General features: G+C 65.5%; 19 protein-coding genes. 5 read left to right on the forward strand and 14 right to left on the reverse strand.

Annotated elements, in window-relative coordinates; all coding sequences use genetic code 11:
• The first annotated feature begins 206 nt into the window (after window positions 1-206).
• Window positions 207-488, forward strand: coding sequence for a hypothetical protein (locus ASD94_RS06330; protein ID WP_056640140.1), 282 nt, complete (start codon window positions 207-209; stop codon window positions 486-488).
• Between the two features lie 68 nt (window positions 489-556).
• On the opposite strand, the gene ASD94_RS06335 is transcribed toward ASD94_RS06330, so the two are convergent.
• From ASD94_RS06335 to ASD94_RS06355, 5 genes are all read right to left on the reverse strand, one after another.
• Window positions 557-1444 carry an alpha/beta fold hydrolase gene (locus ASD94_RS06335; protein WP_056640144.1) on the reverse strand — a complete coding sequence of 296 codons (888 nt, stop codon included), beginning with the start codon at window positions 1442-1444 and terminating at the stop codon, window positions 557-559.
• Between the two features lie 302 nt (window positions 1445-1746).
• Window positions 1747-2622 (reverse strand): alpha/beta fold hydrolase, encoded by an 876-nt coding sequence (locus ASD94_RS06340; RefSeq protein WP_056640147.1) that lies wholly within the window; start codon window positions 2620-2622, stop codon window positions 1747-1749.
• A 59-nt stretch (window positions 2623-2681) separates the two neighbouring features.
• Entirely contained in the window at window positions 2682-3134 is a 453-nt protein-coding gene (locus tag ASD94_RS06345; protein ID WP_233247157.1) for a hypothetical protein, read from the reverse strand.
• Between the two features lie 14 nt (window positions 3135-3148).
• Window positions 3149-3721, reverse strand: coding sequence for a hypothetical protein (locus ASD94_RS06350; RefSeq protein WP_056640153.1), 573 nt, complete (start codon window positions 3719-3721; stop codon window positions 3149-3151).
• A gap of 152 nt (window positions 3722-3873) precedes the next feature.
• On the reverse strand, window positions 3874-4572 hold the full coding sequence (locus ASD94_RS06355; RefSeq protein WP_056640156.1) for a class I SAM-dependent methyltransferase: 699 nt from the start codon (window positions 4570-4572) through the stop codon (window positions 3874-3876).
• Between the two features lie 126 nt (window positions 4573-4698).
• Between ASD94_RS06355 and ASD94_RS06360 the strand changes: the two genes are divergently transcribed.
• Entirely contained in the window at window positions 4699-5583 is an 885-nt protein-coding gene (locus ASD94_RS06360) for a LysR family transcriptional regulator (protein WP_056640163.1), read from the forward strand.
• 132 nt (window positions 5584-5715) lie between these two features.
• Entirely contained in the window at window positions 5716-6627 is a 912-nt protein-coding gene (locus ASD94_RS06365) for a bifunctional GNAT family N-acetyltransferase/nucleoside diphosphate kinase regulator (protein ID WP_056640399.1), read from the forward strand.
• 91 nt (window positions 6628-6718) lie between these two features.
• Here the strand turns inward: ASD94_RS06365 and ASD94_RS06370 are convergent, their stop codons facing one another.
• Genes ASD94_RS06370 through ASD94_RS06390 form a run of 6 tightly spaced genes read right to left on the reverse strand, consistent with a single transcriptional unit; the run spans window position 6719 to window position 12105 of the window.
• Window positions 6719-7432 carry an SDR family NAD(P)-dependent oxidoreductase gene (locus ASD94_RS06370; protein ID WP_056640167.1) on the reverse strand — a complete coding sequence of 238 codons (714 nt, stop codon included), beginning with the start codon at window positions 7430-7432 and terminating at the stop codon, window positions 6719-6721.
• A gap of 53 nt (window positions 7433-7485) precedes the next feature.
• On the reverse strand, window positions 7486-9036 hold the full coding sequence (locus ASD94_RS06375; protein ID WP_056640169.1) for a cryptochrome/photolyase family protein: 1551 nt from the start codon (window positions 9034-9036) through the stop codon (window positions 7486-7488).
• Window positions 9033-10349: a DASH family cryptochrome gene (locus ASD94_RS06380; protein WP_056640172.1), complete on the reverse strand. Its 1317-nt coding sequence runs from the start codon at window positions 10347-10349 to the stop codon at window positions 9033-9035. Before ASD94_RS06380 ends, ASD94_RS06375 begins: the two co-directional genes overlap by 4 nt.
• Entirely contained in the window at window positions 10346-10522 is a 177-nt protein-coding gene (locus ASD94_RS23075) for a DUF2256 domain-containing protein (protein ID WP_082576785.1), read from the reverse strand. The genes ASD94_RS06380 and ASD94_RS23075 overlap by 4 nt, the downstream gene beginning before the upstream one ends.
• A gap of 15 nt (window positions 10523-10537) precedes the next feature.
• On the reverse strand, window positions 10538-11551 hold the full coding sequence (locus ASD94_RS06385) for an NAD(P)/FAD-dependent oxidoreductase (RefSeq protein WP_056640174.1): 1014 nt from the start codon (window positions 11549-11551) through the stop codon (window positions 10538-10540).
• Window positions 11548-12105, reverse strand: a complete 558-nt coding sequence (locus ASD94_RS06390) for a lipocalin family protein (protein ID WP_235510594.1) — start codon at window positions 12103-12105, stop codon at window positions 11548-11550. Before ASD94_RS06390 ends, ASD94_RS06385 begins: the two co-directional genes overlap by 4 nt.
• A gap of 123 nt (window positions 12106-12228) precedes the next feature.
• Between ASD94_RS06390 and ASD94_RS06395 the strand changes: the two genes are divergently transcribed.
• Window positions 12229-12471, forward strand: coding sequence for a glutaredoxin (locus tag ASD94_RS06395; RefSeq protein ID WP_056640180.1), 243 nt, complete (start codon window positions 12229-12231; stop codon window positions 12469-12471).
• Between the two features lie 232 nt (window positions 12472-12703).
• Window positions 12704-12955, forward strand: a complete 252-nt coding sequence (locus ASD94_RS06400) for a DUF2789 family protein (RefSeq protein ID WP_015014942.1) — start codon at window positions 12704-12706, stop codon at window positions 12953-12955.
• 39 nt (window positions 12956-12994) lie between these two features.
• Here the strand turns inward: ASD94_RS06400 and ASD94_RS06405 are convergent, their stop codons facing one another.
• From ASD94_RS06405 to ASD94_RS06415, 3 genes are all read right to left on the reverse strand, one after another.
• A complete protein-coding gene (locus tag ASD94_RS06405; protein WP_056640183.1) occupies window positions 12995-13870 on the reverse strand; it encodes an alpha/beta fold hydrolase in 876 nt (291 codons plus the stop codon).
• 175 nt (window positions 13871-14045) lie between these two features.
• Window positions 14046-15194, reverse strand: a complete 1149-nt coding sequence (locus ASD94_RS06410; protein ID WP_056640186.1) for an ABC transporter substrate-binding protein — start codon at window positions 15192-15194, stop codon at window positions 14046-14048.
• 125 nt (window positions 15195-15319) lie between these two features.
• Window positions 15320-17464: a D-(-)-3-hydroxybutyrate oligomer hydrolase gene (locus tag ASD94_RS06415; RefSeq protein WP_056640189.1), complete on the reverse strand. Its 2145-nt coding sequence runs from the start codon at window positions 17462-17464 to the stop codon at window positions 15320-15322.

Genomic DNA, 17464 nt, shown 5'->3' on the forward strand with positions numbered 1-17464 from the left:
CTATAGCGTCGTCATTGGCATGGCCCGGTAGAGCCAAGGGCCGATTTTCGGCATCAATCAAGCGATTTCAAATCAGTGACGGCTCTTGGGAGACGATGGTCACCGTCGGCTCAGGGCCCAAAGCCGAAGTTCGATACCACTTGAAAGGGGGCATTCATAGGAGCCGGGTACAGTCCTTATGCCATCTCAAACTCAAGGAACATCGCATGCCGCAAGACCTCGACAAGCTTCTCGGCCAAGTGACAGACGAAGACTCGTTCCGGACGTTTGTTGCGGCCTTGGCGGCCGACTTCGCAGAGGAACGCGAGATTGAAGCAGTCACACCGAGCAGTCCCTACGGACCCGGTGCGCTGGGTTGGGAACACGGCACGATTGACGAATACCTGGGCGCGGCTGCCGCGTGCGGCGTTGCGGCCGTCGATGGCAACCTGAGTAACCCCTGGCTTCGTTGCGCAGCCATTCTGTATGGTGGCAAGGTCTACGAGTAAAAGTCGAACAGCCGCTTTTGGCCGAAAACAGGCATCGAACAAATCGCCTAAACAGCATTGCGCATCGACTACGCCACCCCAACACGCATCCGCAACCACCCCACCACATCCCCCGTCACCTCATCCCGATTCGTCTCGTTCAAGATTTCATGCCGCGCCGCCGAGTACAGCTTGACCGCCACATCGGCCACACCGGCATCCCGGTATCGCTGCCCCAGTTGCTCCAACAAGACGCCGCCTGCGGCCAGCGGGTCTGCGTCGCCGGATGCGATGAGGATGGGCAGGTCGCTGCGGATGCGCGCGAGTTGTGCGGGGTCGGCCAGGCGGGGCGCGGGGGCGAAGAGCGAGGGGATTACGTCGGGCGGCACGTCCCAGCCGCACCACGGGTCGGCCACGTAGGCATCGACCTCGGCAGCATCGCGCGACAGCCATTCGTAGCCGGTGCGGTGTTCAAAGCCTGCGTTGAAAGCAGCGAGCCCGGCGGGCGCGTCGGCGGGGGCGTTGGCCATGGCGGCGGCGAACAGGTCGAGGGCGGTGGAGCCTGACAGGATGACGCCAGACCAGGTGGATGAATGGTCGACGATGGCCGCCTGCGCTGCGAACGAGCCCATGGAGTGGCCGAAGAGAAAGAGCGGGAGCTGCTGCGGCCCGTGCTGCGCACGCAGCAGCGCGCCGAACTGGGCCACGTCGGCAATGAGGCCGCCGAAGCCAGCGCTGCCAAAGTCACCCAGCTTGCCACCGGCCGTGCGCCCGTGGCCGCGATGGTCCACGGCGTGGACGATGAAGCCTGCGGCGTTGAGGGCCCGCGCAAAGCGGTCGTAGCGTTCGCCATGCTCGGCCAAGCCGTGGGAGATTTGGACGACGCCCACCGGTTGGCCCGGTGTTTCGGCCCAGGTGTAGGTGGTGACCCGGGTGCCGTCGGCGTTGGACTGGAGGGAGGAGGTGGTGGTGCTCATCGGGTCATTCTGGCATGGGGTCTGGCCGCTACGCCACGATGAAATTGCCAGGGGCGAGACCGCCACCACTTGCTGCGATGCGTGCCGTAAGGCGCGTGCAAAGGCCCAGTGAAAGCGTGTGGCCTGTGCTGGGGCGTGCTGCACGCCGGCAGTGGTGACACGCTCAGGCCTTTAGGTCAAATCAGTGCTTTGCGCCCTTTTTGCGGGCGCTGATAGCTATCCAATTGATAGCTAACTGATTGCACACCAGAATGCGCAGCGCATGTACGCGCAGCAGCTCACCAGCCATCCCAACGTGTACCTCACTGCGCGGGCGCGCTGCCCTCAGCGCGCCCCGGGGCGGGAGCGGTTTGCCCGTGCCCGTCGTCTCGCGCTGCGGCGCGGGGCGCGCGGGTCGCCTGCAGTGCTGCGCGAATTGCGCTGACCACGGCTTCGGGTTTCTCCAGCGGGATGCCGTGGCCGCTGTCCACCCACACCTGGGTGGAGCCGGGGTAGAGGTGGGCAAAGTCAGCGCGTTTTTGGCGCACATCTTCGGCCAGCGCAGACGAAGCCCCCGGGGTTTGCAGTGCGCTCAGCACAAACACGGGCACCGATGGGTCCACCGGCAGGCTGGCAACGCGCTGCCCGGTGGCGTCCAGCGCTGCCAGCTCTTGTTTGACCACGTCAGAGGTGCCCAGGCGGAAGGCCACTTTCAGCCAGGTCGGCCACAGGTCGGGGTTGCCCGCCCCGCGCATCTGCTCGGGGTGGGTGGAGTCCACCAGCACCAGCGCGGCCACCTCGGCGGGGTATTGGCGCGCATACAGCTGCATGTACAGGCCGCCCAGCGAGTGGCCGACCAGTACATAGGGCGGCGGTAGCTGGCGGGCCCGGAGCAAGGCGCGCAGCTCTTGCACCACTTGCGCACCATCGCGCGGCTGGGGGGACGCATCGCTGCGGCCGTAGCCCGCGCGGTGGTAGGCCAGCGCGCGGGTTTCTGCAACGGTGTCGGGCCAGACCTTGGCCCACCAGTCCAGCCGGGCGCCCAGCCCGTTCTCAAACACCACCACGGGCGTGCCCTGCCCCGCCTGCACGTATTCCACCGTGCGCCCGTCCACCGTGTCGGTGGTGGCGCCGGGCAAGCTGGCGCAACCGCTCAAGCAGGCCGCCAGCAGCAGGCTGGCCCAGTGCCATGGCTTCATGGTGCAAGGCCCGTTGCAGACAAGGATGTGGCCCGCAGGCCAAAGCGGTGCGGTGCCATTCAGCAGCGCCCTGCCGTGCGCAGCAGTGCATTGCATTCCTTGGCCGTACCGCGGCCCTGTGGCTGGGCGGCTGCTGCCGGTGCCTGGGTACCGCCGTTGCCCGCGCCGCCCACCATGGCGGTGCAGATGGCGTCGGAGTGTGGTGTCTGGCCGAAGGTCATGGCCTTCTGAAAGCCCGTTACTCCGTACACGTAGCACCGGTAGCTGGCGCCGTCGCGGGTGTTGACGGTGTAGTTGATGCGGCCGCCGGTTTCCTCCTGCCGGTCGGTGATGGTGAACTGGCCTGTCGTGCGGCCAATGGCTTGCCCCGTGCGCTGCTCCAGGCCTGCCTGGTCGAGGGTGGACGCGCAGCCGCTGAGGAGCGCCAGAGCTGCGACGACGCAAGCCACGGGGTTCACGGACAGCCGGTGCATGCGTGATTTCACGGCAATGATGTGTGTCATAGATGTCATGGTGTGGATGGATGTCAGCGGGTAAAGCAGTTGTCTGCGGGGATGGTGGCCACACTGGACGCGACGGCTGCGAGTGTGGGTTGAATGGTCGGGATCTCGTCGCCCAAAAGGCACAGCAGGTTGTTGGGCCGCAGCGTCCAGATAGCTCCTGAGCGGGTGCCGATGACGGTGCGCAGCTCGCCCCAATGGGCGGCCAATACCTGGTTGGCTTCTGAGCGGGCAAAAGTCACCGTTCCCGTTTTGGTGGGCCCAGCCGCTTGCGACGCGCCAGCGCAGTCGTTGCCATTGAAGGTCAGCACGCCTTCGAAGTAGTCAATGGCGGTCTGACCTGTGATGCGCACACGCAGGGTCCGCTTGAACGACTGCGCACCCGCCTTGACACATCCTTTCTGCAACCAATCTCCTTCCAGCGCGCTGATGGACACCGATGGCCCCACACCGCCAGAGCCGCCGTCTGGCGGCTCACTGTGACCGTCCGAGCCTCCACCACCGCAGGCCGCCAGCGTCAGGGTGGCCACAGCGATCAGCGCGCTGCCAGACCAGCGCGCAAGGTGGGTGCGATCCGACGAAGGGGAAAGAACAGACATGACAGGCTCCTTGGGGTTAATAGGGACGAAAGAACTAGGGCTCAACCAACGGATCAGAAAACGCGCTGCAACAGCGCAGCAAAAACCAGCAGGCAAAACAACCCCCTGCGGCCCCGCAAAGGTCCGCACGCGTTGTGATGGAAGGGGGAAATTCAGCCCGGCTTGCGGGCCACGACAAAGGCGCGGGTGTCCTTGCCCCGCGTGCCATGCCGCTCGACGCAGACGATCTGCAGGCCTTGCCGCAACATGGCCGACCGCAGACGCTGTTCGTCAAGGCACAGCAAGGGCGGGGCCTTGCCAATGGCGCGCATCAACGGCACAGCCAGATAGGGGATCAGCGGGTTCATCTCGGCAATACAGGCCGTCTTGGAGATCAGTAGCCCGCCCGGTCGCAGGGCCAGTACCAGCCGCTTCAACGCCTCGTTCAGGTCGCTCGTCAGATGCAGCACGTTGAAGGCCAGTACCGCGTCGTACACCTCTTGCCCCAAGTACGTGGCCTCGGCGTCTGCCACGGCAAAGCGCAGCTGCGGCGAGGGCTGCGCGGCCAATCGCTGGTGGGCAATGGCAATCATCTCGGGCGAAACATCGGTGGCCAGCAGGCTCCGGGTGAAGGGGGCCAAGCGCAGGGCCGTGCTGCCCGTGCCGCAGCCGATCTCCAGCACCTCTTGCTGGGTAGACAGCAGGCCCTGCACTCGCTGCAACGTGGCCTCATACCCCGCCAGGTCGGCGATGGGATCGGCTGCGTATTTGGGCGCAATGCGGTCCCAGAATTGCGCTTTGGACGCTGCAGCCGGTCGGGCCGCAGCAGAGGGCAAAGCGTCAGGGACCGGAGCAATATCAGGAGAGGACATGGGTGCAGGGCCAGGTGAAGGCGAAGAAGCGGTAAGGCAAAAAATGCAATGGGCGACACCCGGATGCTATCCATGCAACGAAGCGCAGAAAATGCGACAAATTGCAGTGAACATATACATTTACGTATGGATAACCTCGACTGGAATCAGCTAAAGGCGTTTTTGCACACGGCGCAGACCGGCTCGCTGTCTGCCGCCGCTCGCAAGCTGGGGCTGACCCAGCCCACGCTGAGCCGGCAGGTGGCGGCCATTGAACAGCAGATGGGGGTGACCCTGTTCGAGCGCGTGGGCAAGGCCATGGTGCTCACTCCCACCGGGCTGGATCTGCTGGAGCACGCCCGCAGCATGGGCGCCGCCGCAGAGGCTCTGGGCCTGGCCGCCAGCGGCCGGTCGCAAGCCGTGGGAGGCGTGGTCTCGGTGTCGGCCACCGACGCCGTGGCCACCTACCTGCTGCCTCCCATCGTCCAACGCCTGCGGGCTGCAGAGCCGGGCATTGCTGTCGAGGTGATCTCTTCCAACGCGCTGAGCGACCTGCTGCGCCGCGAGGCCGACATTGCCATCCGCCATGTCAAGCCCGAGCAGCCCGAACTGATCGCCCGCTTGGTGCGCGAGGCGAAGGCCTACTTTTATGCAGCCGAAACCTGGGTCCAGGTCCACGGCCATCCGCGCACCGCGGACGATGCTGCGCAATTGCCGTTTGTGGGCTCAGACCGGAACGGCCAATATCTTGCCTATCTGCGCCAGTACGGACTGAACCTGAGCGAGAGCAACTTCACCTGCTACGCGGACAACACGGTGACCCATTGGGCGCTGGTGCGCCAGGGCTTGGGCATTGGCGCCATGATGGACGAGATTGCCCACGAGACGCCCAGCATGGTCCGCGTGCTGGACGACGTACCGCCCCTGCGCTTCCCGATCTGGCTGGTGTCGCACCGCGAACTACGTACCTCTCGGCGGATTCGACTGGTGTTTGAGGCGCTGGCGGAGGGGTTGGCCGGGCTGTCCGATTAGCACAAAGCAGGTGCTTTGCCTGAGCCGCACCCTTCGCGCAAAGGCGGTGGCTTAAAATTAGAGCTACGTCGAAAGAACCGTCGCGGCTACCGCCCTGAAAGGCTTTCATTCTTGAAACCAAAGGTGGTGAAGATGAACAAGCCTTTCATTTCTCTGTGCCCCGAGATCACCCGGGCCAACGCGCTGACTCTGATGGACTGGCTGGAAGACGAGGACGTCACCCGCTACCTGAGCGACTCGCGCCATGTCTCCCGTTTCATCGAGCAGGTCATCGGCCGGGTGCAGTTGCCGATCCTGACGCATCTGTTCAACCAGGGCGGCCGGTTCTTCATGGCCTACGACCAGCATGACGTGCCGGTCGGCTTCGTGCGGCTCGTCAAGGCGGGCACAGACTGCGAAATGGTCCTGGTCATCGGCAACCGCGACAACTGGGGCCGCAAGCTAGGAGCAGGCGCCATCCGCGAGGGCATGAAGCTCGCGTTCTTCGATATGCGTGCCGAACGGCTCATCGCCAAGATCCACCCGGACAACGCACGATCACTGAAGGCCTTTGTGCGCAGCGGTTTCTGGCTGGAGAACGAAACGCCTGCGATCACGTCGCTGGTCATGAGCTCAGAGCGCTATCGCCGGCTGTTGCGCGAGAGCCCTGCGGCGCACACGGCTGACATCTACATCACCGAGATCGACAAGGCCCGGCTCAGGAGCCTATTGGAGTTCGAGCGTGGTTCGGAAATCTTCGAGCTGGAGCATGAGATCGAGCGCGCCATCGTGGTCGATCCACGGCAGGTGGCAGAGGACGTCGTCACGATGAACTCCAAGGCCCTGCTGAAGGTGGATGACGAAGCGATGGAAGTGGCGCTGGTCTACCCCGAGGATGCGGACGACCGTGCCGGAAAGCTGTCGGTGTGCTCCGGCATTGGCACCGCGATCCTCGGCTACAAGGAGGGCGATGCCTTCAGCTGGCGGGTTCCAAACCGGACCTGCCATATCCGGATTGAGAAAGTGCTTTACCAACCCGAAGCTGCGGGTGATTTCCATCTGTAACGTGTTTGATGGAGTTCCTTCGCTGGCGCCCGCCCACCAGCGATCTTCGGTATCCAACCCGTAGCCAATCGCTGCACCGTCACGCGCCGCATCACCACGGTAACTGCTCGCCGTTGTAGGCATAGAAGCTGCCGGTATCCTGCGCCCCCAACCCGTCCAGCACCCGCAGCAGGTCGCCTGCGGCATCGGCAGCGGGGCGACCGATTTCTGCGCCTTTGAACGGGGCGGACAACGCCGAGTTGACCGTACCCGGGTGCAGTGCCACCAGCACCGCCTGGGGGTGGCTGCGAGCCACTTCAATGGACGCAGTTTTGAGCAACATGTTGAGTGCGGCCTTCGAAGCGCGGTAGCTGTACCAGCCGCCCAGGCGGTTGTCGCCAATGCTGCCCACCTTAGCAGACAGCACAGCCAGCAGGCTGCGCCCCTGCTTGGGCAGTAGCGGAGCAAAGTGCGCCAGCACCAGCGCCGGGCCGAAGGTGTTGGTGCGGAAGGTGGCCTCCATCTGAGCGTAATTGAGCTGGCCCAGGCGCTTTTCAGGCATGCCGTGGGGGCCATGCAGCATGCCTGCGGCGTGGAGGATGCAGTGCCATGGGCCCTGCGCTTGGAGCTGCTGAGCGGCACGGGCAATGGTGGCTTCGTCGTCCAGATCCAACGCCGGGATGGTGTGACGGCCCAACCCCACAGCCAGAGCGCAGCGCGGGTCGGCCTGCAGGTGGGCCAGCACCGCGCTGCCGATGGCGCCGCTGGAACCAATGACGAGGGCGCGATAGCCTTGAGGAAGGGATTGCAATGAAGGCGACGACATGGGGCGGCTCCGGTGGATGGAGTGAGTGAAGTGACGGTGCAGTGCGCGGTTGGCTACAACGTATCCAGCCGCGTGCGCAGACTGGCGGCGTGCTCGCGCAGTGCATCGAGCTGCGGGCCCTCCATCTTCTGCAACTGGCGGTACACCATGCCGAGACGAAAGTTGCTGCCCAGCGTGCCTTCGTTGCGCGCAAAAAAGTCCCAGTACAGCGCGTTGTACGGGCAAGCGCGGTCGCCCAACTTTTGCTTCTTGTCGTAATGGCAGCCGCTGCAGTAGTCGCTCATGCGGTCGATGTAGGCGGCGCTGCTCACGTAGGGTTTGGTGGCCAGCAAGCCGCCGTCGGCAAACTGGCTCATGCCCACAGTGTTGGGCACCTCCACCCATTCGAAGGCGTCGATGTACACACCCAAGTACCAGCGGTGCACGGCGGCGGGGTCGAGCCCCGCCAGCAGCGCAAAGTTGCCAATGACCATGAGGCGCTGGATGTGGTGGGCGTATGCATGCTCCAACGACTGGCCCACGGCGTGCTGCATGCAGCGCATATGGGTCTTGCCCGTCCAGAACCATTCGGGCAGCGGCGTGTGGTGGCCCAGGGCGTTGCGCTCGTCGTAGCCGGGCATGTGGGCCCAGTAAATGCCACGCACGTACTCGCGCCAGCCAAGGATCTGGCGGATGAAGCCCTCTACCGCTGGCAGAGGCGCAACGCCTGCGTGGTAGGCGGCCTGGGCACGTTGCACCACCTCGTGCGGGCGCAGCATTTTGGTGTTGAGCGCGAAAGACAGCAGCGAGTGAAAGAGCCGGCTGCTTCCCGTGCTCATGGCGTCTTCGTACGCTCCAAAGTGCGGAAGCGTGGTGGTGATGAAGTGGCCCAGCCACGCCAGCGCCTCCGCCCGGTTCAGTGGCCAGCGCAGTGCGTGGGCCTGCGGATTGCCAAAGCTTTGCACGCCTGCGGCCTGGATGGTGGCCCACAGGGCGCTGTGGTCGTGCATGGGGCGGGCGTCGGGCGGCAACGCGGGCGTGCCAGGCCAGGGTTTGCGGTTGTCGTGGTCGTAGTTCCATTGGCCGCCTTCGGGCTCGCCAGCCTCGTCGATCAGCACGCTGTGGCGCTGGCGCATGCGGCGGTAGAAGTGCTCCATGAGCCATTGCTTGCGGCCCTTGAATACCTCGGCCATTTCGGTGCGGGTGGTGTAGAAGTGCTCGCTGTTGACGGCCTGCACAGTGAAGGACTGCTCCGCCCCCCAGATGCGCAGTTGCTCGTCTAGCCGCCATTCGTCGGGGTGCTGGTATTGCAGCGTGTGCGCGCCGTAGTGGGCCACGAGGGCGGCCAGGTTGTCAGGCATCGACTGGCGGTTGCTGGCGTCGTCAATCGCCACGTAGCGCACACGGTGCCCCGCCTCGCGCAGGTGCCGGGCCAGGTCACGCATAGCAGCAAAGATGGCGAGGATTTTTTGCGCGTGGTGCAGCACGTAGTCGGTCTCTTGCCGCACTTCCATCAGCACGTAGACCACGCCCTCGTCCTGCGTGGCGAACCATGAATGCTCGGGGTTGAGCTGGTCGCCGAGCAGCAGGCGCAGGGTGTGCGTTCGCGGTTGCGGCGTGCTCATAGCGTGCCCCACATGCGGCGGTAGCTGCCGTCGGCATCGTGGTCTTGCGCCTGCTTGATGGGGTTGAAGCGGCGCCCCCCGCGCGGGTCGGTGCCGCGTCCGGCGATGTAGAGCCAGTTGCCCTGGTTGCTGTACACGTCGTAGTCCACCAGCTGCGATTCAAACCATGCAGCACCTGCGCGCCAGTCGCTGTGCAGGTCGTAGATGAGGTAGCTGGCGACCACTTGGCGCAGGCGATTGCTGAGGGTGCCAGTGGCTGCCAGCTCGCGCATGGCGGCATCGACCAGCGGCTCACCGGTCTCGCCACGGCACCAGCGTTCAAAGCCACGCGGTTTGTGTGGGGTGGGCGGCAGTGCTGACAGGCCCCGCGCCCGGTACAGCGCCGCGCCGTACTGCAGGTGCAGCAAGCGGAAGTAGTCACGCCACAAAAGCTCAAACCACAGCCAGTAGGTGCCATCGTTCGCGCCGTGGTCGCGCTCAAAGGCTTTCAGATCGGCATAAATCTGGCGCGGAGACAGCGCGCCGGTAGCCAACCAGGGCGAGAACTTGCTGGAGTAGTCCAACCCCGTGAGCCCGTTGCGAGTGTCCTTGTAGCTGTGGGGCAGCTTGCGGGCCAGGTACTGTGCCAGGTGGCCTAGTGCGGCGGCCTCGCTGCCATCGCAGGCAGGCGTGCCGTAGGGGAAGGATGAACGGGCATCGCTGCCCTGGGGCAACTCAGGGGGCTGGATGCTCGCAGCGCCCTGCACTGCGCCCACGGCCTGCAACACGGGCGCGGGCACATCGGGCGGCAGCAGCAGTTGGGTCGGCAGCGGCAATGGCGCAGCGGGAGCTATGCCTGCACGCTCGACCTTTTGGCGGAAGCTGGTGAACACGCCCGGCAGTTGGTCTACCGGCCACGGCATGCGCGACGGCGGCAGCAGGCTGCTGTGCCACACAGTACGCACCTGCAGGCCAGCGGCGCGCAGTGCGGCCACCTCGGCCTGCTCGTAGGGGGCGGCAATGTCTTCGCACACCACGGTGGTGGAACCGATGGCCCGGGCCAGTTGCGGCAAGGCAGTGGCGGGCGGTGCCTGGCAGATGAGCAGCGGGTTACCCAGTGCGTCCATCTGCCTTTGAAGCCCGCGCAAAGCGGCAGCAGTGAAGGTACGGCGGTGCACGCCCACGCGGGCAAAGCCCCAAGGCGTGGATTCATCGGCTGCGGGCAGGCACACCACCGGCAGCAGGTGCGTGGCGCCGCTGGCCAGGGCTGCGTGCAATGCGGGCTGGTCGTGCAGGCGCAGGTCGTTGCGGAACCAGAACAGCACAATGCTCATGGGGTTGTGCCCTCCCCCGTGCCAAGGCCCGAGCGCTTGCGTTCGCTGCGGCAGCGGTCAGAGCAGTACTTCACCTCGTCCCACACCTTCTCCCACTTCTTGCGCCAGGTGAACGGCAGGCCGCAGTGTTGGCAGGTCTTTTGGGGCAGATCGGACTTCTTGCGCATGCGCATGTGGGGCCTGCGAGTTCAAGCGACGTGTGCGACCTGCCGCGCCAGCGCGCGCCCGCTGAGCCAGGCGCCTTCCACCTTGCCGCCATTCAGCCAGTCTCCACACAGACCCAGGCGGGCGTCCGCGTCCCACCAGCAGCCCAGGGTGAGGGCAGGTTCGGTATCCGCGTAGCGCCAGCGGTGGGCCGTGGCCGCCAGGGGTGCGGGCCCGCCCAGGGCCGCAAAGGCGGCAAGCAAGGCAGCGATCACGCTGTCTGCACTGTCTTCGATATGCGTGTCACTCCACTCGGCGCTGGCGTGCAGCAGCCAGGTTTCTGGCCCTGCACGGCCGGGCTTGCTGCTGTCGCGCGCTACCCAGCGCAGCGGGCCGGCGTTGATGAAAGCGCCATCCCACGGTAAAGCCACAGGCGCGCCGTAACGCAGCATGACGGCCCAGCTGCCACGCATGCGGGCGCGGCCCGCCACAGCGGCACCGGCAGGAGCCACGTCAGTCAGCAACGGCCCCCCCTGGGGCGCAGGCAGGGCCAGCAGCACTGCGCTGTAGCGCTGGGGATGCAGACCCTGTTCGGCCGAGGTGATGGCCCATCCGTCAGGGTGGCGCTCCAGTTGCCGCACGGTGGTCTGCCACTGGGTGTGGGCGCGCTCGCCTACCTGCGCCAGCCAGGTCGCGGGCGAAGTCATGCGCGGCGTGCCCACAAAACGCTCCAGAGGCGTATGCGGTGCGGTCCAGGTTTTGCCGTCAAAACTGGCCAGGCGTGCATCCCACTGCGCGGCCACACCGGCCTGCTGCCAGCGGGCGACTTCAGCGCGGAACTGCGGATCGCGTACGGTGAAGTACTGCGCTCCGTGGTCACACTGCCAGGGGCCTGCCGCATCTTCGGCGCGGCGCGTGCTCATACGGCCAGACGGGCCCCGGCTTTTGTCGAACACATGCACGGTGTGCCCTGCCAGCAGCAGGGCCTGCGCGCACGACAGGCCCGCCAGGCCTGCGCCGATGACGGCGATGGGGAGTGTTTGAGTGAATGCGCTCATGGCTGCGGGTCGGTGCGTTCGTGGGTGACCCAGATGAGGGCTTGCGCATCAATGCCCAGTGCTTGGGCACGGGCGATGAGCTGTTCGCGCACGGCGGGTGCAAGTGTTTTGGTGCGCGACAGGATCCAGCAGTAGCTGCGGTCCGACCCCACCACCAGGGCCCACTGGTAGCCGGCATCGAGCGCGGCCACGTGATAACCGCCGTAGAACGGGCCGAAGAACGAGACCTTGAGCGAGGCGGTGTTGGCATCGCCCGTGAACAGGGCCTTGCCCTCCGCCTGTCGCCAATCGTTCTTGCCGGTATCAAAACCCCGATTGAGCACGCGCACACTGCCATCCGGCTGGCGCTGGTAGGTGGCGCTCACGTCCGTCATGCCGCGCTCGAACGAGTGGTCGAGCCGCGCTACCTCGTACCAGCGGCCCTCGTACCGGGACAGGTCAAACGGCGTGACAGGGGTGACGCCCGGGGGCGGAGCGGTGGTTGAGCAGCCCATCAAGGCCACAACAAGAGCCGCCGACAAAAGCAGCATCGAACGGCGGATCCAGAGGAGCATCGGAGACATAAATTACCAATCGGTCACAAAACAAACCGAATGGTAAACCACTCCGAAAAAAGAACGCACCCGCCAGCGACCCGCGCGCCGACAGATGCATGCCCTGCCCCGTAAACTTACGTCATGACCCTTCAAATCACCGTGTACTCCAAGTCCGCCTGCCCCCAGTGCGAGTCGGCCAAGATGCTCCTCAAATCCCGCTCACTGCCCTACGAAGAAATCAAGATGGATGACGAAGCCGAGCGCCTGGCGTTCTATGCCAAATGCGGGCCATCGGTGCGACAGATGCCACAGATCTTCATCAATGACCAGCGCGTGGGTGGTCTGGCGGGCCTGCAAGCCGCGCTGGCGCAGCTGGCCGCCTGAGTCCGGGGCTGGCGCGCCCTGCCGCCCCATCGGTACGGTGTAGCCACGATGAGCGGCCCGCTGCGCAATGGCGGGGTACCGCCGGTCTCACACCTTGTGCGGGCGGCGCTGCAACTCCGTGGCCGTCCTACATCCCGATCTGCCAGGGCATGCTGCAATAGTGCCCAGGCTAGGCATGCTGGCATGCGTATGCCCTGCCGGCTCTCTCACCCAACACACAAAGGATTTCCCCATGGAAACCGGTATTCACACCATGTCCGACCTGTTTGATCAACTGGGGCTGCCGTCCGACGAAGCATCGATGACCACGTTCATCGCAACGCATCGCACGACGGCGGTCAATTTCACGCTACCGGACGTGGCGGTGTGGTCGCCCGCACAGGCCAAATTTTTGCGCGAGGCGATTGCAGCGGACGCCGACTGGGCCATCCCTGCCGAGCAGCTGAGCCAGGCCTTGGGCTGCGGGCCCGGCGTGCCACGCTGAAGCGAATAGCGCGGGCGGATGGGCAGACGGGCAGACAGGCTATTGCCCGCCTTGTGAGCTCGCCAGAAACCCGTCCACCAGCGCGTAGTGCTCAGGCACATTGAGCGCAGGGGCATGGCCGCAGCCGGACACCTCCACCACCTGGGCCTGGCCGCGTGATCCTGGGCCCCGGGTCAACATTTCGGCAGTGACGTCTGGCAGCACCAGATCCGACTCGGCCCCGCGCAGGCACAACACGGGAACGTCCAGCGCGTCGTAGTGGTCCCAGATCAGGTAGTCGTTGGTGTGGTGCGTGAACTGCTGCACCATGGCGGGGTCGTAATGCGGCGTGACACGGCCATCTGGCAGGCGGCGGGTGCTGCTCTCGGTGAGCAGGCGCCACTGGTCATCGCTAAGCCAGCCGTACGGCTTGTATACCTGCCGAAAGAACGCCTCCAACTCCTTCACCGTGTCGAATGCGGGCGGATGGCCCGCATAAGCCTTGATGCGCTCCAGCGCCGCATCGGCCAGACGGGGGGCGTTGTCGTTGAGCAGCAGGCTCTGGATGCAGCCCTTGAGCTGCGGCTCGAACAATCCCGATGCGCAGACCGTACCGATAGCGCCGCCCATGGACGTACCCACCCAATGCGCTTTCTCGATGCCCAACTGGTCAAACAGGTCGGCCGCAATGCGCGCGTAGAACGACAGGCGGTATTCGTCCTGCGGCGCGCGCGCCCACTGGCTCAGGCCCCGGCCCAGCGTATCGGGGCAGATCACCCGGTAGCGCGATGCGAGGTGGGCGGCCAGCGGGTCCATGTCGCGGCCGGTGCGCGCCAGCCCGTGCCACGCAATCACCACGGGGGCATCCGGCGCGCCCCATTCCATGTAATGGATTTCATAGCCTGCGCAGGTGGTGTAGCGCGATAACGGAGTCATGGTGGGCAACCTTGTGAGTCGGTGGAGGGATGCAGGCTGCGGACAAAACAACCTGTGGACGGGTAGCGGCTCACAAAACTCAGCGAAGCGGTCCTGGCTAGGCGTTGCGTCGCAGACAGTACTGAAAGTACGGCAAGACGCAACAACGACGCCAGGAGAGTTTTTTGAGCCGCGCTCATTTCATGAGGCGGCCGTTGCTGCCGATGACGGTAACCTCGACATAGCGCGAGCCAATGCGGTTGGTGGGCGAATAGCCCAGCGTGATGCCGCCGAGGTCATAGCTTTGCAATGACTCCAGCGCCTTCACCACCTTGGAGCGTGTGGGCGCAGGCCCGGCGCGGCGCAGGGCTTCGACCAGTACCTTGGCACCGAGGAACTGCTCGAAGCTGGTGTAGTTGACCTCGGCGTCTGGGGCGTACTTTTTCAGCAGCGTCTGGTACTCGCGCACCACGGGCAGTTGCGGCCGGTAGGGGTATGGCACCACCTGGCTGATGCCCAGGCCGTGCGCGTTCTTGAGACCTGCCAGCTTGACCAGCTCCGTCGGGTCCACCACCGAGATGTTGTACAGCTGCGCGCCGCCGCCCTGCTCGCGGTAGCGCTGGATGAAGGCCGCCGCAGGCTTGTTCACCGCAATCATGATGACCGCGTGCACATCGGCGGCCTTGATGGCCTTGACGGCGTCATCCACCTTGTCGGTATTGCGCTCGTAGCCTGCAGACACCACGAGCTTGAGGTTGCGCTTGGCCAGCGCTGCCTCCACCCCTGCCAGGCCCGCCTTGCCAAAACCATCGTCCTGGTACATCACCGCCACGCGGTTCATGCCCAGGGTGGTGAGCTGCTGCACCATGTGCTCGGTTTCGTCGGCATAACCGGCACGTACATGAAAGATCCAGGGGTTGAACGGGTTGCGCAGCGACTCACCCCCCGTGTACGGCGCCACCAGCGCGGCGCCGCCCTGCTCCAGCACACCATCCGACAGCAGCTGGGTGATGTTGGCCGTGCCTGCAAAGCCGTACAGGGCCACCACCTCGGGTTTGGCCAGCAGCTCGCGGGTGCGGGTCACCGTGTCTGCCACCTTGTAGCCATCGTCGGCCACCGCCTGGCGGATGCTGGCGCCGTGCACGCCACCCTGTGCATTGACCCAGTCGAAATAGATCTTGCCGCCCAGCACCATCTGCGCGCCGGTGCTGGCCAGCACGCCGGTGAGCGGCGCCACCTGCCCCACCACAATCTCGGCAGCGTGCAGCGAGGGCGTTGTGGCACCCACCCACATCACCGCCAGCGCTGCCGCCAAGCGGCGGCCCCATGTATTCATTTTTTCCATGTCGGTTCATTCCCTGGTTGACTGGCTTGTTGCAGCCGCGCCCACGGGCGGCGCAGGGGCAGACAGCCCATGCGCGTGCCCGGCAGGCAACGGTGACGGCGTGTCGTCTGGCAAAGCTCCTTGGGTCAGTCCGGGATGGCAATGGCGCCCGCCGTGATGGCGATGGCGTTGGCGGCAGCGGGCGTGGTAGCCAGCGGAGGCACGTTCGCGGCGGTGATGGCCGGGGCGCTGCCCGGTGTGCCGCCACGTGGCACCGTACGCACCACCTGGCTGGCGGGCAGCGCCTTGCCGCTGGCAAGGTGGTCGTACACGGCGTCGAGCGCGTGGTTCAGGTACACGTGCAGCGGCACATAGCGGGTGTCGTAGCCAGGCAGCACGGTGGGCAAGCCAATGAAACTGTCGAAGTGCTGGGCATTGGCGACTTCCACATAGCTGAGCTTGCTGGCGGCGCCTTCGACCTTCTTGTTCAGCGCAGCGTAGGGGCGCGAGGTGTGGCTGACGGGCAGCAACGCGTCGGCACGGCCATGCACGATGACGGCAGGCTTGCCGCGCAGGTTGCCGCTACGGCGGGTTTCGTCCACCCCTGCCTGCAGCTTCTTGGCCGCAGCGTCATTGCCAACAACAAGGTTGCGCAGGCACAGCGCACCGCTCAGGTTCCAGTCAGCCACACCCGCGTCAGACACCGACAGGAAATCGCGCGCGGGGCCCAGCTTGCCCAGGTTGTTGACTAGGTTGATACCGCCCGATGGAGGCACGCCGTTGCCCGTGGCAAACATGCCCGCCAGCGCGGCAGGGGCCAGCGTCGTCACCGCGCCCGTGGCTGCCGTGGCCGCATAGCTGAAGCCGCACAGGTGGTCCTTCACGCTGGCGCGCGACAGGCTGTTGGCGAAGGTGACAGCAACCGCCGGAGCGACTTCAAACGCAGCCAGCGACGCATGCAGGTCGTTGGACTCCGGCTCCCAGCCGTAGGCGCGCAGCTTTTGCAAAGCCTCTTCGGCCTGCGTGGCCGTGGTGGAGGCCGTGAGCAGGCCTGCCGCCTTGAGCGAGGCACAGCGATTGGGCGCAATCGGCAGGGCCGCACTGCCAAAGCCTGCGGCAAAGGCGGCGGCGTAAGGGCTGGTGCTGACCGATGGCGCCAGCGATGCGCAGGCCTGGTACAGGTTGGCGTAGGTCGTGAAGTCCACCAGTGTCTTGCCGGTGACGGCCACATCGGCACTGCCACGGCGCACGGTGACACCGGGGTTGGCAGGCATCTCGATGGCGGGCTCGGACACTGCCACGCCGCTGATCAGGCCCTGCGTGTCCAGCTCGGCCGCAGCAATCGCTGAACCGCCACCGTTGGAGATACTGGAGGCAATCACGATGGTGTTGGCCGGGGTCAGCGTCTTGAGGCGCTGGCCTGCCGCATCGGTGGCGCCGTAGCGCTGGTTGAGTACGTAGTAGCCAAACTCCACCGCCTGCAGGGTGGTGGTGCCCCAGTCCTTTTCAGAATTCTGGCCCGAGTGGGCGTGCTTGAAGGCAAAGCGGTTGGGGGTGGCGGTATTGAAGGCCGCCAGCTCGGTGGCGGTGAGCCCTGCATTGAAGGCCGCTGCCTTGCCCGCTGCCGTCGCCGTGGTGCGGGTGCCGTCGATCAGCGGCACGGTGTCGTTCTGCAGGTCGTGCGGTGCGCCACCCGTGCCCTTGTCAGAGTACGCCACGGCGCAGCCCTTCTTGAGGCCCCACTCGCCGGTGGAAATGCCGCCGTACACACCGCGCGAACCCGAGGCCGTCGCAGTGATCATGCAGGGCTTCTTGGGGTCGAAGCTGGCAGGCACCTGCACCATGAGGGTGACGTTCTTGCGGCCCGAGCCGTCGTCCGCAAACGCGATGTATTCGGTGCCCGCCACCTTGCCTTCGCCGGTGGTGACCTTGCCCTGCGCGTCCACATTGGGACCATACAGCGTGCCGTAGCCGCCGGCCGCTGTCATGTCGAGCATGGCGCGGTAATTGGTGTGGATGGCGGTGCGGCGCAGCTCGGTCGCGGTGGGCTTGAGCGGGTCGGCATAGGCCGGTGGCACCGCGGCTGCCAGGCCTGTGGCACCCAGGCCCGCCGTGAGCAGGTCGTTGCTGGTGCCGTCGTACGTGGCCTCGCTGATGGCGCCCAGGTACACGAGCTTGGTGTTGAGTGCGGCGCTGTCGCCATCACTGCCGCCGCAGGCAGCCAACACAGCCGCAGCCAGCACGGCGGGAACGAAAGGACGAAAACGCGGGTTCTTCATGCTCATCTTCAT

Origin of the sequence: Acidovorax sp. Root70, assembly GCF_001428225.1 — a bacterium.
GTDB lineage: Bacteria > Pseudomonadota > Gammaproteobacteria > Burkholderiales > Burkholderiaceae_C > Acidovorax.

Excerpts from the sequence above, each read along its gene's own strand:
- ASD94_RS06395 (WP_056640180.1), top strand. The coding sequence starts at position 12,229 with ATGACCCTTCAAATCACCGTGTACTCCAAGTCCGCCTGCCCCCAGTGC.
- ASD94_RS06355 (WP_056640156.1), bottom strand. The coding sequence starts at position 4,572 with ATGTCCTCTCCTGATATTGCTCCGGTCCCTGACGCTTTGCCCTCTGCT.
- ASD94_RS06345 (WP_233247157.1), bottom strand. The coding sequence starts at position 3,134 with ATGACATCTATGACACACATCATTGCCGTGAAATCACGCATGCACCGG.
- ASD94_RS06385 (WP_056640174.1), bottom strand. The coding sequence starts at position 11,551 with ATGAGCGCATTCACTCAAACACTCCCCATCGCCGTCATCGGCGCAGGC.
- ASD94_RS06375 (WP_056640169.1), bottom strand. The coding sequence starts at position 9,036 with ATGAGCACGCCGCAACCGCGAACGCACACCCTGCGCCTGCTGCTCGGC.
- ASD94_RS06400 (WP_015014942.1), top strand. The coding sequence starts at position 12,704 with ATGGAAACCGGTATTCACACCATGTCCGACCTGTTTGATCAACTGGGG.
- ASD94_RS06370 (WP_056640167.1), bottom strand. The coding sequence starts at position 7,432 with ATGTCGTCGCCTTCATTGCAATCCCTTCCTCAAGGCTATCGCGCCCTC.
- ASD94_RS06330 (WP_056640140.1), top strand. The coding sequence starts at position 207 with ATGCCGCAAGACCTCGACAAGCTTCTCGGCCAAGTGACAGACGAAGAC.
- ASD94_RS06365 (WP_056640399.1), top strand. The coding sequence starts at position 5,716 with ATGAACAAGCCTTTCATTTCTCTGTGCCCCGAGATCACCCGGGCCAAC.
- ASD94_RS23075 (WP_082576785.1), bottom strand. The coding sequence starts at position 10,522 with ATGCGCATGCGCAAGAAGTCCGATCTGCCCCAAAAGACCTGCCAACAC.
- ASD94_RS06335 (WP_056640144.1), bottom strand. The coding sequence starts at position 1,444 with ATGAGCACCACCACCTCCTCCCTCCAGTCCAACGCCGACGGCACCCGG.
- ASD94_RS06410 (WP_056640186.1), bottom strand. The coding sequence starts at position 15,194 with ATGGAAAAAATGAATACATGGGGCCGCCGCTTGGCGGCAGCGCTGGCG.
- ASD94_RS06380 (WP_056640172.1), bottom strand. The coding sequence starts at position 10,349 with ATGAGCATTGTGCTGTTCTGGTTCCGCAACGACCTGCGCCTGCACGAC.
- ASD94_RS06405 (WP_056640183.1), bottom strand. The coding sequence starts at position 13,870 with ATGACTCCGTTATCGCGCTACACCACCTGCGCAGGCTATGAAATCCAT.
- ASD94_RS06340 (WP_056640147.1), bottom strand. The coding sequence starts at position 2,622 with ATGAAGCCATGGCACTGGGCCAGCCTGCTGCTGGCGGCCTGCTTGAGC.
- ASD94_RS06390 (WP_235510594.1), bottom strand. The coding sequence starts at position 12,105 with ATGCTCCTCTGGATCCGCCGTTCGATGCTGCTTTTGTCGGCGGCTCTT.
- ASD94_RS06360 (WP_056640163.1), top strand. The coding sequence starts at position 4,699 with ATGGATAACCTCGACTGGAATCAGCTAAAGGCGTTTTTGCACACGGCG.
- ASD94_RS06350 (WP_056640153.1), bottom strand. The coding sequence starts at position 3,721 with ATGTCTGTTCTTTCCCCTTCGTCGGATCGCACCCACCTTGCGCGCTGG.
- ASD94_RS06415 (WP_056640189.1), bottom strand. The coding sequence starts at position 17,464 with ATGAAGATGAGCATGAAGAACCCGCGTTTTCGTCCTTTCGTTCCCGCC.